We start from the raw sequence: 16,017 nt of genomic DNA, 5'->3' as shown, positions 1-16,017 counted from the left end.
GCCCGCCCGGTCCATTTGGCCGGAGGCCATATGAAACGAGACAGGAGATTTCCATGCGCATCGCCGACATCATGACGAGAAAGGTGATCAGCGTCCGGCCCGAAGCGACCATCGGCGAGGCCGTCGACCTCATGGTGAACTCCAGATTAAGCGGCCTGCCCGTCGTCGGCGAGGACGGCACGCTGGTTGGCGTCGTCACGGAGGGCGATTTCCTCCGCCGCCCGGAGCTCGGCACCAATGCACCACGCGCCGGCTGGCTTTCCGGCCTCTTCCGCGCCGGCCATTTCGCCGAGGCCTATGCCCGGACCCACGGCCGGCACGTCAGCGAGATCATGACGTCGGACGTCGTGTCGATCGACGAGCATGCCCGCATCGAGGAGGGCGCCAGCCTGATGGAGAAGCACGACATCAAGCGCCTGCCGGTCCTGCGCGACAACAAGCTCGTCGGCATCGTCTCCCGGGCGGACTTCGTGCGTGCCCTGGCGGGTTTCGTGCGCGAGCCTTATGAGGAACAGCCCGTACGCGACACCGCCATCAAGACGGCCATCATGGCAGAGCTCAAAGCGGAACCGTGGGCGCCGGTCGGCACCATCGACGTGGTGGTCAAGGACGGCGTGGTGGAGCTGAACGGCGTGATCACCGACGAGCGGCAACGCAAGGCCGTGCGGGTCATCGCCGAGAACACGCCCGGCGTGCAGTCCGTCCGCGACAATATGAGCTGGATCGAACCGATGACCGGCATCGTGATAAGCACCTCGGAGCGCACGAACTGAGTGCACCAAAGAGAACACGCCGGGCCTGGGACCGGCGGAACTCCTTTTCCCCGCGAGGCCTGCCGATGAAACAGACCCTCAGTTGACCCGGTATTCCACCCGCCGGTCGAAGGCATAGAGATCGTCCTGGCTGTATTTCGAGCGGTCATCGGCAGCGAAGGGTTCGTCCTCGCCGTGGCCCTCGATGCGGATGTCGACGGTCAAGCCGCGATGGCGCAGGGCATCGGCAACGGTGCGGGCGCGGTCATAGGAGAGCTGCATGTTGTGCTCGCGGCCGCCGCGCTCGTCCGTGTGGCCGACCAGCACAAGGCTCGTGACGGCCTGCGTCTTCAGGAAATTGTAGAGGTCGTCGACAGCCTTCTCGCCGTCCGGCGTCAACTCCGCCTCATCGGTATCGAAGCGGATCGGCACCGGCACCGACACCGCGGTGAAGTTGCGGAAGGTCGGCACCATCACGCCTTCGGGCTCGCCTCGGAAACCGCGGGAAGCGATATAGGCGGGCGCAAGGGACTTGGCCTGATAGGCGCGCTTGGCCAGGTATTCCTCGATCTCCCGCGCGGGGGGCTTCGGCACCTGCCTGGCATCGCGGATCTCGTTGATCGCAGCTTCATAGGCCTCCACCGCCGCAGGGTAGTCCTTGGCGTCGTATTTGAGGTCGCCGAGCGCCATAGCGACCTGCCACGGCCGCGCGATGGCGGCCGCCCCCAGCACGAACTCGCTTTTATAGCTGCCGTCGGGCTGCTCGCCGGCAAGCATGTAGGCAAGCGCCATCGAACGGCGGGCATTGTTGACGTAGGAGCCGTCGCAGCTCGCATCCCGGGCAATCGTGTCGGCCAGCCCCGGCAGTGCGGTGACATTGCCGGCACTGATCGCGGCCTTCACCTCGGTATCGAGGCTTGCGCAATCGGCGAGGGCTGGGCAGCAGGCACCCGCCAACAGGCCGGCGGACACGAGCAGTCTGGCACAGAAGAGACGCATCACTTGCACTCCGTCACGGTTCCGGCGGAAAGTTTCATTTCGCGGGCACCAGTATGAAATCGTCCGGGGGCAGGGAACCGTAGACGAAGGGCTGCTGGCGGTTTCCGGTTTCGGTGAGTACATCCCGCGTTACCAGGCGGAAGACCTTGTTGATCTCGACGCCCGGCTCGAGAATCCGCTTCGAGATCGAGGCTGCGAACACACTGTTGGTGCCTTCGCCATCCTCCGCCGTAGTGCCTTCCTTGGCGGAATAGACGACCAGGGTGGCGTCCATCGGCTCGACACGCGACAGACCTCGCGTGACGGCCCGCGTAGCGACGGTGACTCTCATCTGCTGGGCGAAGGGATTGTTGCGGCAGGCATCCAGGATGACGAGCTTGAGCTGACGGGCGCCGCTGACGGCCGAGAGCATCCTGTCCAGGGACAGGGTCTCGTCGGGCACGTCGCGATCCGTCTCCAGAGCGGCGTCGACGGGGATGAGATAATTCTTGCCGTCCAGCTCGATGCCATGCCCGGCATAATAGACGACCGCCCAGTCCGCCTTGTCCGCCTTGCGCGAAAAGGCGCGGAGGGTGCTGACCATGGCTGCCCTGTCGAGATCGACCGCCACCGTGACATCGACGCCGGCATTGCGCAGCGCCTCGCCCACGAGCTGAGCGTCGCCCGCCGGATTGGGCAGGTGCGCCACGGAACGATAGGCAGAATTGCCGATCACGAGTGCCACCCGGCGGACTTCGCCGACGACAGCCACTTTCGGCCCGGCGGACTTCGAGGCGTCCGTCACGGGCGCCGCCACCGCTTCCTTGGGTGCATTGCTGCCGGGGGAAGGCGTGGCGGTATCGGTACCGGCCGGCGGTTGCGCGCCGATCGCTTCTGCCAGACCTCTCTTCGCGTCGGCATCCTCGGGTGCAACCGCCAGAGCGCTGCGATAATCCGCGATTGCCCCCGCCGCTTCGCCCTTCTTGAGATGGGCACCCGCCCGCGCATTGAAGAAAGCCACGTTCGCTGGCTGCAACTCGATGGCCTTGTCGAGATCCGCGATTGCCTTCGCGTACTCGCCCTTGTCGCTGTAGGCCACGCCGCGATTGTAGAGGGCGTCCGCGTCGGCCTTGACTGCGAGCGCCTGGTCATAGTCGGCGATCGCCAGGTCGACTTCGCCCTTTTCCTTGTGGGCGAGGCCACGATTGAGCAGCGTCAGGAAATCGTTGGGGGTCAGCTTCAATGCGGCGTCGTAGTCTGCGATCGCCTCGTCGAACTGGCCGTTGTTCCGGTATGCGAGGGCCCGGAAATAGAAATAATCGGCGTCGCTCGCATCGATTTCGATCGCCTTGGTGAGATCGGCGATGGCCAGATCCGGCCTGTTCTGCCTGCGGTAGATGTTGCCGCGATTGTAATAGGCGACGCCGTATTTCGGATTGAGCTCCAGCGCCCGACCGTAGTCTGCGATCGCTTCGTCGACCTGATCGTTGCTGCGGTAGGCCATGGCCCGGTAGAAGAAGTAGTCGGCATCGGTGGCGTCGATCGAAATCGCCTTGGTGAAGTCGGCGATGGCGAGCTCCGGCTTGTTCTGATTGCGGTAGATGTTGCCGCGATTGTAATAGGCCGATGCGTAGTTCGGGCTGAGTTCGAGGGTCTTGACGTAATCGGCGATCGCCAAGTCGTTCTGGTCATTGTTCTGATAGGTCAATGCACGATAGAAGAAGTAGTCGGCATCGGTGGCATCAAATGAAATCGCCTTGGTGAAGTCGGCGATGGCAAGCTCCGGCTTGTTCTGCTTGCGGTAGATATTGCCGCGATTGTAGTAGGCCGTCACATAGTTCGGGTTGAGTTTCAGCGCCTTGTTGCAATCCGCCAGCCCAAGGTCGAACTTCTCCTGCCGCCTGTAGGTCGAGCAGCGGTTGTTGTAGTAGAGCGCGTTGTTGGAATCGAGCGAGATGGCCTTGCTGTAGTCGGCGAGGGAGCGGTCCAGGTCGCCCTTGTCTCCATGGACGTTGCCGCGGTTGTTGTAGGCGGTGCTGGAGGACGAATCCAGTTCGACGGCCTTGTCGAGGTCGCTCAAAGCCTTGTCCAGTTCGTCCCTGTCGCGATAGATCGCGCCGCGATTGGCATAAGCGGAGGCGTAGCCGGGATCGAGGGCGATCGCCTGGCCGTAGTCCTTGATCGCGAGATCGACCTGTCCCTTGTGCTTGTAGGAGATGGCCCGGTTGTAATAGGCCCGCACCCGGCTCGCCTTGCCCGTGCTTTTCTTGGCGATGACCCGGCCGCAGGCCGGGATGGCGAGATCGTCGTTGCTGCCGGCGCAGACGGAGGCGTCATCCGCCCAGGCCGGCGAGGAGGCGGTCCAGGCAAAAGCGAACACCAGTGTGACCCATATACGCCGCATCTCCCCGCCCCCTTCAGCGAATGCCTATAATGCCGATCAACTACCGCACCGGGATCACGATGGCGGTCGAGGCTACGGACTGCTTGGCCGCATCGGGGGCACCCGGCGCAACCTTCTGGCCGGTGGCCTGCGCGATCTTGGCGAACTGGGCCTGCTTCCTGCTGTCGGTATCGAGGCCCGAGGCCTGCTGCCTGTCCTCATTGGCCTCGACGATGATCTGGCGTGTGAGACCCTGGTCGAAGTTGGGGATGGCTGCGAAGCTGTTGTTCACCGGATCGACCTGGAAGCCGGCAATGTCGCGCGTTGCACCGCCGACGCGGCAGACGGCCACCACCTTCTCCTGCCCGATATCGGCGAGGCGGAACTTGAACCGGGAACCCTGGCCGCCCAGGACCACCGGCTCGCCCGCACGCACGGCGTTGTCGGCCTGGAATTTATTGGGGAAGATGATGGTGCCGGTGCCCGCCTTGTCGACGTTGACGACGAAGAGATTGCAGTCCCGCGTCGCGACGATCTGCAGCACGGCCGCCTCGTTCTGGCGATACTCGCTCTTGTCGGAGGTGAGCTGCAGGTCGAAGGAGCCGCCGGATGCAGGCTTGAACACGGGCGGCGCCACGGACTGCGCTCCCGCCAGATTCGATGTATCGAGCACGCGGTCCTCCGTGGCTCCTTCCACGAACTTCAGGAAGAGTTGTTCGAACTGGTCGCGCGGCACGATGCCCTGGTCGAGGCGGCGCATCAGGGCAATGGCCTCGGGACCGGCATCGATGAAGCGCTCCTTGAACACCTCGGGCGTGTAGCCGTATTCGGCGGCCGCGCGGCGCAGGGAAAGATCGTCCTCGTAGCGCTTGAAGAGCGCGTTGGTCATTTCCACGCCGGCGAGCTTGAGGGTCGGATCGAGTCCGGCCCGCTTCATCGCCGAATTGAAGCGCTGGAAGTCATCCTCGATGACCGCGTCCATCTTGGCATTCTCGGGATAGAGCGATGCCACCGTCTCGCGGTCGTCCTTGGAGAAGGAGCGGTCTGCGAGCACCGCCTTGCGCACCTCGTCCTTGGCCTTGCGCATGCCCTGGTCATGGCAGCCCATGCAGGAGATGCCGTTGGTTACCGCGAGGTCGCGGCGCGAAGGGTCGCGCACGATCTGGGTCGGTCCCTTGTCCAGGCGGGTGCCGTCCGACTTGTTGAGATAGTAGCCCTGGAAGCCGTTGGGCAGGGAGAAGATGCTCTCGCCGCCGTCATGATGGAAGCCGTTGGCGATACCGTCCTGCTCCGGGCCAAGCGGATGGAGGAACAGGCTCTGCCTGCCCTTGGAGCCGGCAAAGTCGTAGGAGGTCCAGAAATACCCGGTGGTGATCGGGTGGCGCTCTATGAGGCGGTTGTTCTGCGACACGCCCGACTTCTGGAAGCCGGCGCGCTGGGCCACGAATTTGGCGATGTCGTCCGCCATGTCGACGCCGAGCTTGTTCGTCAGGCCCGGAAAATCGTTCGGCAGCTGCAGCAGCGTATCGTAGAGCGGGGGTTGCGAGGCCGTGAAGGCGAACCAGTCGCCGCGCACATAGGGCAGCGCCGAGTCGGTCTGCTGGGCGATGAAGTCGAAGACCTTCACATCCGGCTTGGTGGCATAGGGATAGGTAGCCAGCACGGTGTTCCAGTCGCTTTCCTCCCAGCCCATGTCCTCGAGATTCACGGCGATGACCGTCTGCGCGGGATCAATCGTGGCAAGCTTGATCACGTCGGAACGCCGTGCGAGGCCGTTCAGCAGCTTCACGAGCCCTTGCCGATAGACGTTCATGGCCTCGTCGGTTGCGCAGGCGTTGTAGAGATTGGTCAGCGTGAAGTAGCGCATGCCGCGCACGCGGTGATCGTCCTGCTTCTGCAGATCCGACGAGATGGCGCCGACGACGTCCTCTTCGGTGATGAACTTGCGGTTGGCGCAGGCCGCCGCCTCCTGGTCGCCGGTCGCCTTGATCCAGGTGCGCAGAGCTTCGATGTCGGCCGTCGTCACTTCCGGCTTGGTCGTATCGAACTCGTAGTTAACGTCATACGGCATTTCCTTGTTGATGATCTGCTGGAAGAGCTTGGAGCCTTCAGGATTGCCGGCCTGGATCAGGTGCGGATCGGCGGCGATCTCATCGAGATGGAGGATGTTGCCGAAATTCTTGGCGGGCTTCTCGCGGTTCAACATGCCGGCCTGGTGGCAGCGGGAGCAATGCTTCTCGAGCACGTCGAAGGCGGTCTTGGCGATCGGATCCGTCGGCACCTTGATATCGGCGGGAACGCTTGCGGCTGCAGCGGCAGGTTCAGGCGCTGCGGGGGTGGCCGCAGGCTGGGCAGCTGGCGTCGGCGCGGGAGCGGCGACCGGTTCAGGCGCCGCGGGAGCAGGCGCGGGCGCCGGCGCGGCGACCGGTTCGGGTGTGGCCGGCGCGGCTGCGGGTGCGGGAGCCGGCGCCACGGCAGGCTCGGCTGCCGATGTGGGGGGTGTCGTGATGGGCCCGGCGGCAGGCGCAGGCGCGTCGCCTGAAGGCGCGGCAGCCGCCGGCTTGACATCCTCGGCGCCAGCCGGACCTGCCGGCATCGCCAGCCCCGCCGTCAATATGGTTCCCGCGAGCATCAAGCCTGCGATGCGCATCGTATTGCGGTAGATCATGACGGGTTCCTCACGGGACGATTTCATAGCGCAGGGTGGCGACGGAGCGCCCCACCGCCTTGGCGTTGGCCTTGACGCTGTCCGCATTGGCGGGCGTGGCGAGGCTTTCAGCAAGTTCGGGCAGGACGGACGTATTGACCTCGTCAGTCGGGATCACCTGGATCTGACGCGTGACGAAGCCCTTCGACAGTTTGAGAGGATCGATTGCAACGAGAGCGAGCACTGTACCTTTTGTCACAGAGGTCGCATCGAAGCGAATGCCGTAGCTCGGATCGGGCACCATGATCGGACTGCCGGCGCGAATGCGGCCTTCCTTGCCATGGGCGGCGGCAACGGCGTTGGGGAAGAGCTGCACCACCTCCCCGTCGTCCGACACCGAGAGCAGAATGAGAAAACCGTCCTGCGCCGAGGTGACGCGGAACTTCATGTCGCGGGTACCGAGCTTCACGGGGGAAGGCGGGATCTGCTCCACGCGCACATTGTCCGAAAGCCGGGCGCCGAGCACGTCGAGGATCTTGTCCGCCGTCGGCCTGCCCTGATTGAGCGGTTCGGCGGATCCCGTTTGGGTGGCCGCGACCTTGAGCGCCGCCCCTTCCCCGGTGAGAAGCGGGGTCAGCCCCATCTCGCAGCGGTCGCGATGCCGGCTGCAATAGGCCGAGGATTGTCCCCGCACATAGTCGAGCAGTTCCTGGTTCGAGACGGTGCCGTTCCTGTTCGTGTCGGCCAGGCCCTTCTCGATTCCGTCGGCGAAGGCGGTGGTGAAGACGCCGCGATAGCTTGGCGCCCCGTCCTCATCCACCAACGCGGTCTGGGCGGGAGAAACCGCCTCCCATTTGACGAAATCAAGCCCCGGAGGCTCCGGCGGGCCGGCCGCCTCCTCTCCAAGGGCGGGCTCGACGACGATCGAGCGCGTGGCGCCGTCGATCTGCGGCGAACGGGCGGCCGGATTGCCGTCATTGCCGGAGGCTTCGACCACGATCGCCCGCGTCACGATGCCGGCATGGCTGGAATCGATCACCTCCGTGATGTGGCGGCCCGGCAGCCGTGCCAGCAATCCATCGATTCGGCTCCTGGAGAGCACATTGCCGACGCCGCCGGGCTGCCGGGTGGCATCGAAGGGCAGAATGGTGTCTTCGCGCCCTGCCGAGGTTTTCTGGAAATAGCCCTGGCCGGCAAAATAGAACCAGACGCGCTCGCCGGGCTTGGCCTGGCCGAGCCAGTCCTGCAACCCGTCGAGAATGGCGGCGCCGCTTGCCTGGTCATCGAGGAGGAGCTTGACGTCGGATGGCCGGTAGCCGAGCGAGCCGGTGAGCAGGCCCTGCATGCGCATGGCGTCGGCCCGTGCACCGCCCGGCAGTTGCGCCGTGAGTGCACCTGCCCGATAGGTGTCGATACCGACGATCAGGGCGCGGTCCGCCATCGCAGGGGTTGCCGACAGTCCCATAGCGGCGACGAGAAGGAGCGCCGGCCAAACGCTGGGCCGGCATGCCGGGGATCCGCTCGGCGAATTTGTCACGATCTCCCTCATTGAGAACCCGCGCTGGTAAAGACATTGGCGATTGCCACTGTGACGGACTGGCCGCTAAGGGCGTTCTTGAGCGTATCCGGCAGGTCCGCGGCCGCGTCGGGCTGGGACATGCCCTGCAGGGCCGTGTGCAGCTGGTCAAGCGGCTGGTCCGACAGGATGGCGATGAGATGCTCCGCGCCGAAAGGCGGATCGCGCACCTGGAGCGGCAGCGAGAAGGGCTTCCCGCTCCAATCCTCGTCGCGCTCAGCCTGGGAAGTCGGATAGAGAAATTCCACCTTGCCGTTCGGCGGCAGGTTGAACAGCGTCATGAAGCGATGGCCCGACGCACCGAGGCCGACCGTCAGCCGCTCTCCTCGATTGAACGTGCGCGAGCCGCCGGCCACCTCGAAAGGCTGGATCGCACCGCCCGCGAAGGCCTGCAGGAAAGCAATCGCCCGCCACTTGGCGACAATGCCCGCCAGCCCCTGCGGCTGCACGCTTTCGGCCACGACGCCGGCAACACGCTTCTCCACCGTGCCGCTGGCGGCGTCATAGACGAGATCCGCCTCGGCTTCGTCGGCGACGATCTCCGCGCCGGGAATGGCGCCGGCAAGCTGGCCATTGCGCACGGCGAGCTTCAACGCAGCATTGGCCCCGACAGTCTGCTTGGCGATAGCGATGGCATTCTGGGCATCCGGACCGGGCGCCCCGGCACCATCGGCCGCCGAGCGGAAGACGGGAATGTCGCGGCTCACGGCCGGGAAGGATTGCGAGACCTGCTGGCTCTGCGTGGCCTGCAGGACAAAGGCGCGCACGAAGGAGACGAGCTCCTTCTCGGTGGTGACGCCGTCGTGATTGGCATCGGCCTGGCCTTCGATCGCCCGCGCGAAGGCAAACGACAGGGCGCCGCGCTGCTGGCCGTTGATCGCTATCTCCGGAACCAGCTTGTCCTCCGCGACGCCGGCGAGGAAGGTGAACTGGTCGTTGGGGGCCACCCTCGTCGAGACCACCGGCGGGGGCGGCGCGAATTGCAGCAGTTCGTCGCGGTCGATCTTCGGCTTGGGCGCCATGCGATAGGAGAGCCCGAGAGAGACCGAGCGGTACATCGTGCCGGAATGGCAGGCGTCGGTGACGACCACCGCGTAGACCTTCTTGGCCTCTGCATCCTTGAGCCAGACCGCCACCTCCTTGTCGACGATGCGGTCGGCGAGGCCCGGCCCCTGCGGCGCGAAGTTCACCAGCGGCAGGTTGTCGTCGAGCCCGTCCGGCTCATCCGGATCGTTGGGGGCGGCGGGTTCCTGCGAGCCATGCCCGGCATAGGTGAAGTAGATGGTGTCGCCAGCCTGGGCTTGCTTCAGCAGGCTCTCCCAGGCATCGACGACCGCCGGCTTGGTGGCCTGCTTGTTGGTGAGCAGGATCAGCTTCTTGATGCCGGCCTTCGTGAAGGCCTGGGCCACGTCCTGCGCATCGTTGACCGCCCCATGCAGGGCCGGGATAGGCGCCGTATACTCGTCGATGCCGACGACAAGCGCGTAGGAATCGGCGGCCAGTGCCGGTGCTGTGAGCAGCATGGCCGCTCCCGCCAGCACGGCCTTGACCGGCATCAGAAGGCTTTGGCGTCGCGCCACGTCTCGGTCCCCAGTCTGCGCCGCCGCGCGTCATCCTCACTCCGAGCGGCCCGCCGGCGGGGCGTGCCTCAAGACTTCTTCGGCGCCTTGCCCGGAATAGCGGGCAGGCTGACCAGGAAGGTGGCGATGGCCTTGCGGTCATCGTCGCTGAGGCGGCTGGTGTTCTGGATCACCTCCGCCATGCTGCCGCCGGCCGAATCGAATTCCGGCGTCAGGCCGCTCTTCAGGAACTCCACGATATCCGCCTCCTTCCAGGATCCGATGCCGTCGGCATGGGGGGTGATGTTCGGCACCCAGCCCTTGCCTTCCGGATCGGGACCGCCGGAAAAGCGCTTGTCCGCCTCAATAGCGCCAAAGGCATTGCGCGGACTGTGACATTCGGAACAGTGCCCGGGCCCGAGCGCCAGATAGGCTCCGCGGTTCCACTCCGGACTCTTGCCCGGATCGGGCGTAAAGGGTTTGTCGTCGAAATAGAGGAACTTCCAGGCGCCGAGCAGCCGGCGGATATTGAAGGGAAAGCCGATGTCATGCGGCTTGTCGGCGGAGTCGACCGCCGGGAGCGTCCTCATATAGGCATAGAGATCCCGTGCATCCTCCAGCTTGAGCTTGGCATAGGAGGTGTAGGGCAGCGCCGGGTAGAGATGCTCGCCCTCGCGGCCTATGCCGCGCTGGACGGCATTCACGAAGTCCAGCTCGCTCCATGCGCCGATGCCTTGCTTGGGATCGGAAGAGATGTTGGGGGCGTAGAAGGTGCCGAAGGGCGATCCAAGCGCGAGGCCGCCGCCAAGCTTGAGCCTGTCGTCCTGGCCGGGGGTCTTGTGGCAGGAGACGCAGCCGCCGATCGTGAAGATCGTCTCGCCATTGGCGAGGTTCGGCTTGTAGCCGGCCGTGAGGGCCGATGCGGGCAGTGGCGAAGGCTGCGTGACGAACCAGAACACGCCCAGGCCGATGACACCGAGCACAACCAGTCCGCCAATAATTTTCTTCCAAGACATCCGGGAAAGCCCCCTTTTCCGGCCTGAACGCGATTACCCAGGCTCAACGCCTGAACACTTCCATCAGCCCCTCTATTCGAAAGGTGAATGCCGCAGACCGGGATGCCCCTTATCCAGACGGCCTGCCGTGATGCCTGCGTGAATCATGTCACCGGGACAGATTCAACGGTGCTCAAGCAGCATTACCGGGACGAACCCGGTAATGCACGAAGCGGTCGGCACGCTCGGATGCGTGCCGTATCTGCCAGGACCATCAATCCTTCTTGATGCGGTAGGCGCCGTGGCAGCTGTTGCAATTGGACGCAAGCGTACCGAAGGCCTTGGCGAAGCTGGCCTGGTCGGTTGCGCCCATCGCCGCCGTGGCATCGGCGGAGAGCTTGGCCGCATGGGACTTGAAGCCGGCCATGTCTTCCCAGATCTTCGGCGAGGCGGTGGTGGGATCGGTGCCGCCCGTCTTGGAATCATCCGGGAAGAGAGTGGGCAACTTCGCAGCGTCGTCGACATAGACCTGCAGCAGCGCCTTCACCTTTGCCGCGTCGAACGGCGTGTCACCCTTGGCATAACCCGCCGCTTCCTTGGTGTTCTTGGCCATGGCCTTCATAAGTGCCTGGCGGTCCTCGATCGGACCAGCGAAGGCAGTCGTGACGCCGACGGCGACCAAAGCGGCGGCGATGACAAAACGTTTCATGCAAAGTTCTCCCTGACCTGGGCATAGCGACGCGGTGGCGAAATAGCACCTTGTTTTGGCGTCGATCGCAAGTGGGTATATTTGAATTATTTCAAATCACATGATGGATTTCGGACTTGACCTTTACGCTTGTCATGATGGTGTCACCGTGTTTGCGATGACCGTCCGGCACGCGGCCACACAGACATGTGCGTTGCCTCGATCCCCTCGTAATATGCAAATCTATGCTGGCGGATACCTGCAGAACGCTGTTTGCGTCGTGGATTCGACGCCAATTTCGATTCAATGCAGGGTTGCATTTCCCAGTGTCGCACCCCTATCGTCCGACCATTGACCGGACTCGACCGGCCCCTCAATATCGCGGCCCGGGCGTACCCATGCCGTGCCGCGACCTCACGAGAAAATGATAGGAAACGACCATGCCGACCAGCAATTCACGAATGACGGCCATCGTCTGCCATGGCCCCGAGGACTATCGCGTGGAGGAGGTCGCCCGGCCGGTCGCCGGCAACAATGAACTTGTGGTGAAAATCGGCGCCTGCGGCATCTGTGCCAGCGACTGCAAGTGCTGGTCGGGTGCGCAGATGTTCTGGGGCGGCAAGAATCCCTACGTGAAGCCGCCTGTGGTGCCAGGCCACGAATTCTTCGGCTATGTCGAGGAACTCGGCCCCGGCGCTGCCGAACATTTCGGCGTCAAGCCCGGTGACACCGTGATCGCCGAGCAGATCGTGCCCTGCGACCGTTGTCGCTATTGCCGGTCGGGCAGCTACTGGATGTGCGAGGTTCACAACATCTTCGGGTTCCAGCGCGAAGTCGCCGACGGCGGCATGGCCGAGTACATGAAGTTTCCCTCGACGGCGCGGGTCCACAAGATCCCCGCCGACATGCCGCTCGATGACGCGGCGGTGATCGAGCCGCTTTCCTGCGCCATCCACACGGTGCAGCGGGGTGACATCCAGCTCTCCGATGTCGTGGTGATTGCAGGCGCCGGCCCGCTCGGCCTGCTGATGACACAGGTCGCGCGCCTGAAGACGCCCCGCAAGCTCGTGGTCATCGATCTCATGGACGACCGACTGGAGCTTGCGCGCGGTTATGGTGCCGACGTCACCATCAATCCCAAGAAGGAGGATGCCGACGAGGTGGTGCGTTCGCTCACCGACGGCTATGGCTGCGATGTCTATATCGAGACGACCGGCCATCCCAGCGGCGTGACGCAGGGTCTCCAGATCATCCGCAAGCTCGGCCGCTTCGTCGAGTTCTCGGTGTTCGGTTCGGAGACCTCGGCGGATTGGTCCATCATCGGCGACCGCAAGGAACTCGACATCCGCGGCGCCCACCTCGGCCCCTATTGCTACCCGATCGCCATCGACCTCCTGTCGCGCGGGCTGGTGACCTCCAAGGGCATCGTGACCCACCACTACGACCTGGGCGACTGGGACGAAGCGATGAAACTCGCCAACTCCACCAACTCGATCAAGGTACTGCTGACGCCCGGGGTGAAGCGGTAGAGCCATTCCGGACGCACGGACATCCTGCTCGCAGACGATGGCTTGCAAGGCAGGCGCACCAAAACACGGCGGGGCGATCATCGGTCGCCCCCATGCCCTCCCTCCCCGTCGTAATCGGGTATGATGCCATGGCGATCCCAACGCCCGGGACTCGAGCTTGCATCCTCCTCGGCGAGGCCACATATGGCCCCTATGAACTACCTCGCCCACCTGCTGCTCTCACCGCCCGATGCCGCGTTCCGGGTGGGCAACCTGCTACCCGATCTCGTGCATCTGCCCGAGCAGGAAAAGTTCACGGGTCGCTATCGCGAGGGCATCGAGATGCACCGGCGCATCGATGCCTTCACCGATGCGCACCCGGTTACCCGGCGCAGCCGGGAACGACTGTGGCCGACCTATCGCCGCTTCTCCGGCATCATCGTCGACATCGTCTACGATCATTGCCTGATCGAGCGCTGGCGGGCGTATCACCCCTGCTCCCTGTCCGACTTCCTGGACGAGGTGCGTAGCGGCCTGCCGCCGTTGGAGGCCGATCTGCCGGAGACGACCTACCGCCACATCCGGTCCATCACGCAATGGGCAGGCGACTACGCCACGCTGGAAGGCGTCAGCGACGCCATGAAGCGGGTCGGCAGCCGCCTTCGCCGCCCGGTCGACTTTTCCGGCTTGTACCCCGAGCTGGAGCGCCATCGGCAAGGGTTCCTCGATGATTTCGATTGCTTCTTCCCCCAATTGCTCGCGGCAACGGGAATCGATGCCCAAGCCGTGCAATCCGCGTCCTGACTCCCCCGGCATCCCCCAACATTACCAATGGATTAAATCTGCATCCGGATTCACGCCTCGTTAAGCAGCGGAGCGGGAACAATTCTCCCGTATTCCCGAAGAGGCTTTTTGAAATGACGGCTCAGCTTTCCATTCTTGCATTCCTGATCTTATCCCTGATCGCCACCAGCGCCTTCGCCGCGACACCCAAGACCCTCGGCGTATTCGGCAAGTGGAGTGCATGGACCTACACGGAAAACAACGGGCCCCGCTGCTTCGTATACTCGAAGCCCGACAGCATGAAACCGGCCACGCTCGACCATGGAGATGTTTCATTCTTCGTGCGTACCACTCGCAGCGGCGAGGCTGGAACGGAAGCGAGCTTCCAGACCGGTTACGAGTTTGCACCGAATTCGGACATCCTGGCCGAGGTCGGCAACCAAACCTTCCACATGGTCGCTTCCGGCAACAGCGCCTGGCTGCGGCGCTCCGGTCCGCGCGAACACGAATTCCTCACGGCCCTCAAAGCGGAGCGCACCCTGTCCATTGCCGCCCGCTCGAAGCGCGGCAACAGGGTCGAGTACAGCTTTTCCCTCAATGGCTTGACCAGCGCCGTCAACCGCGCGCAGCAGGCCTGCCCCTGACGCCCCCTCGCCCGCCTCATCCATGCTGAGCAGGATCTCTTCGACATGCCGGCCGGCCGATAGCCGGCATGCTTAATGCTCCCACACCTCTCGTAAGGAAAGATTCACTATCAGGGCCGTAAGGTGACGGCCAAAGAAGTTCCTGTTGCGTTCGAGTGTTTTCATGAGTTCCTCCTGGCTTCCGCTTTCGCTCCAACACCGGGAGACGCAACGAAGCAGGCCGCCTCTCCCGGCCCGTTGGCTTGGTATCCTGGGCTTTTCGCTGAGCTTCGCCGTCGCGATGCCCGCTTTTGCCGACGACCAGCCGAACTACTCGCCCCACACCTACGACCTCACCCTCCGCGCCATCACGGACTACGAGGAGATCGCCGGCAATGGCGGCTGGCAGGCCCTCCCGCCCGGCGCCGCCGGCATGCGGATAGGTGCCCGCGGTAAATTCGCCAAGCTGCTGCGCGCAAGGTTGATGGCGACGCGTGACCTCGACCCGAGCCTGCCCGCGAGCAGCGAATTCGACCAGGCGACGCAGGACGCCCTCAAGCACTTCCAGGCCCGGCACGGCCTCAGCCTGACCGGCTCGATCGGCCGGCTCACCCTGATTGCACTCAACGTGCCTGTGGAAGTGCGGCTGCGCCAGCTCGACGCGTCTGCCAACCGACTCGCGACGCTGAAGTTCAAGTTCGGCGAGCGCTACATCGTCTCCAACATTCCGGCAGCAAGCCTCGAGGCGGTTTCGCACGGGGTGGTCGACCGTTCCTACACCACGGTGGTCGGCAGCCCGGATCGCGCCTCCCCGACGCTCACCACCAATGTCACCGCCATCAACATCCTGCCCTACTGGAATGTGCCGCAGTCGATCCTCAAGGCCGACATCATTCCCAAGCTGCAGCGCAACCCGGGCTATCTCACCGACAACCACATGCGGATCTTCAGGGGCCGGCAGGAGATCGATCCGCATAATGTCGACTGGTCGACGGCAAAGGCCACCGACTACCTGGTCAAGCAGGATCCCGGCGTGTGGAACTCCCTCGGCTTCCTGCGCCTCGACATGCCCAACAAGGATGCGGTCTATATGCACGACACGCCGCATCGCGAGCTTTTCCGAAACGATACCCGCTTCGGTTCGTCCGGCTGCACGCGCGTTGCCGGTGCGCAGGATCTCGCCGCCTGGGTGATGGAAGGCTCGGACTGGACGGGGCAGGCCATCCAGGACCAGATCGATTCCGGCGTGCCGAAGACGATCAAGCCGGCCAAGGCCGTGCCGGTGGCCTGGGTCTATCTCACCGGCTGGGGAGCGCCCGATGGCACCGTCCAGTTCCGGCCCGATGTCTACAGCATCGACACGCCGGCGGAGCCCGATCCGGCGCCGACCGATGCCGTGGCGGCCAGCGGTGCCACCACCGATCGCACTGCCTCAGTACCCGTCTCGGCCCCCGCACAGCCTCGCAGGCCCGGAGCGGCTTCGCCTGTGGCGGTAAAGCCGGTGACCACGACAATCGTGAAGACC

11 protein-coding genes and 1 pseudogene are annotated in these 16,017 nt (G+C 64.3%); 5 read left to right on the top strand and 7 right to left on the bottom strand.

The annotated features are described in order from the left end of the window. Positions 1 to 53 precede the first annotated feature (53 nt). Positions 54 to 773: a CBS domain-containing protein gene (locus tag AC6H34_RS14330; RefSeq protein WP_448149321.1), complete on the top strand. Its 720-nt coding sequence runs from the start codon at positions 54 to 56 to the stop codon at positions 771 to 773. A 78-nt stretch (positions 774 to 851) separates the two neighbouring features. Here the strand turns inward: AC6H34_RS14330 and AC6H34_RS14325 are convergent, their stop codons facing one another. From AC6H34_RS14325 to AC6H34_RS14295, 7 genes are all read right to left on the bottom strand, one after another. Then, positions 852 to 1,751 carry an OmpA family protein gene (locus AC6H34_RS14325; RefSeq protein WP_497539214.1) on the bottom strand — a complete coding sequence of 300 codons (900 nt, stop codon included), beginning with the start codon at positions 1,749 to 1,751 and terminating at the stop codon, positions 852 to 854. 34 nt (positions 1,752 to 1,785) lie between these two features. Then, entirely contained in the window at positions 1,786 to 4,134 is a 2,349-nt protein-coding gene (locus AC6H34_RS14320; protein WP_497539213.1) for a tetratricopeptide repeat protein, read from the bottom strand. Positions 4,135 to 4,174: 40 nt separating this feature from the next. Next, a complete protein-coding gene (locus tag AC6H34_RS14315; RefSeq protein WP_497539212.1) occupies positions 4,175 to 6,781 on the bottom strand; it encodes a DUF4384 domain-containing protein in 2,607 nt (868 codons plus the stop codon). Between the two features lie 10 nt (positions 6,782 to 6,791). Next, on the bottom strand, positions 6,792 to 8,201 hold the full coding sequence (locus AC6H34_RS14310) for a DUF4384 domain-containing protein (protein ID WP_497539211.1): 1,410 nt from the start codon (positions 8,199 to 8,201) through the stop codon (positions 6,792 to 6,794). A 104-nt stretch (positions 8,202 to 8,305) separates the two neighbouring features. Then, positions 8,306 to 9,916: a caspase family protein gene (locus AC6H34_RS14305; protein WP_448149326.1), complete on the bottom strand. Its 1,611-nt coding sequence runs from the start codon at positions 9,914 to 9,916 to the stop codon at positions 8,306 to 8,308. A 68-nt stretch (positions 9,917 to 9,984) separates the two neighbouring features. Then, on the bottom strand, positions 9,985 to 10,911 hold the full coding sequence (locus AC6H34_RS14300; RefSeq protein ID WP_497539210.1) for a c-type cytochrome: 927 nt from the start codon (positions 10,909 to 10,911) through the stop codon (positions 9,985 to 9,987). Between the two features lie 253 nt (positions 10,912 to 11,164). Further along, positions 11,165 to 11,599 carry a c-type cytochrome gene (locus AC6H34_RS14295; protein ID WP_448149328.1) on the bottom strand — a complete coding sequence of 145 codons (435 nt, stop codon included), beginning with the start codon at positions 11,597 to 11,599 and terminating at the stop codon, positions 11,165 to 11,167. Between the two features lie 419 nt (positions 11,600 to 12,018). Here AC6H34_RS14295 and AC6H34_RS14290 point away from each other — a divergent pair, with 419 nt between their 5' ends. From AC6H34_RS14290 to AC6H34_RS14275, 4 genes and pseudogenes are all read left to right on the top strand, one after another. Next, on the top strand, positions 12,019 to 13,107 hold the full coding sequence (locus AC6H34_RS14290; RefSeq protein WP_448149329.1) for an alcohol dehydrogenase catalytic domain-containing protein: 1,089 nt from the start codon (positions 12,019 to 12,021) through the stop codon (positions 13,105 to 13,107). A gap of 183 nt (positions 13,108 to 13,290) precedes the next feature. Continuing rightward, positions 13,291 to 13,890: an acyl carrier protein phosphodiesterase gene (locus AC6H34_RS14285; protein ID WP_448149330.1), complete on the top strand. Its 600-nt coding sequence runs from the start codon at positions 13,291 to 13,293 to the stop codon at positions 13,888 to 13,890. Positions 13,891 to 14,003: 113 nt separating this feature from the next. Beyond that, complete coding sequence (locus AC6H34_RS14280; protein ID WP_497539209.1) at positions 14,004 to 14,513, top strand: invasion associated locus B family protein; 510 nt, start codon at positions 14,004 to 14,006, stop codon at positions 14,511 to 14,513. 163 nt (positions 14,514 to 14,676) lie between these two features. Further along, positions 14,677 to 15,636, top strand: a pseudogene (locus AC6H34_RS14275) (L,D-transpeptidase family protein); the annotation flags it as partial. Positions 15,637 to 16,017 lie beyond the last annotated feature (381 nt).

Source organism: Labrys sp. ALF-8 (assembly GCF_059699065.1).
Note: the sequence above shows the minus strand (reverse complement) of the source record. Positions and strands in the feature narration are given on the sequence as shown.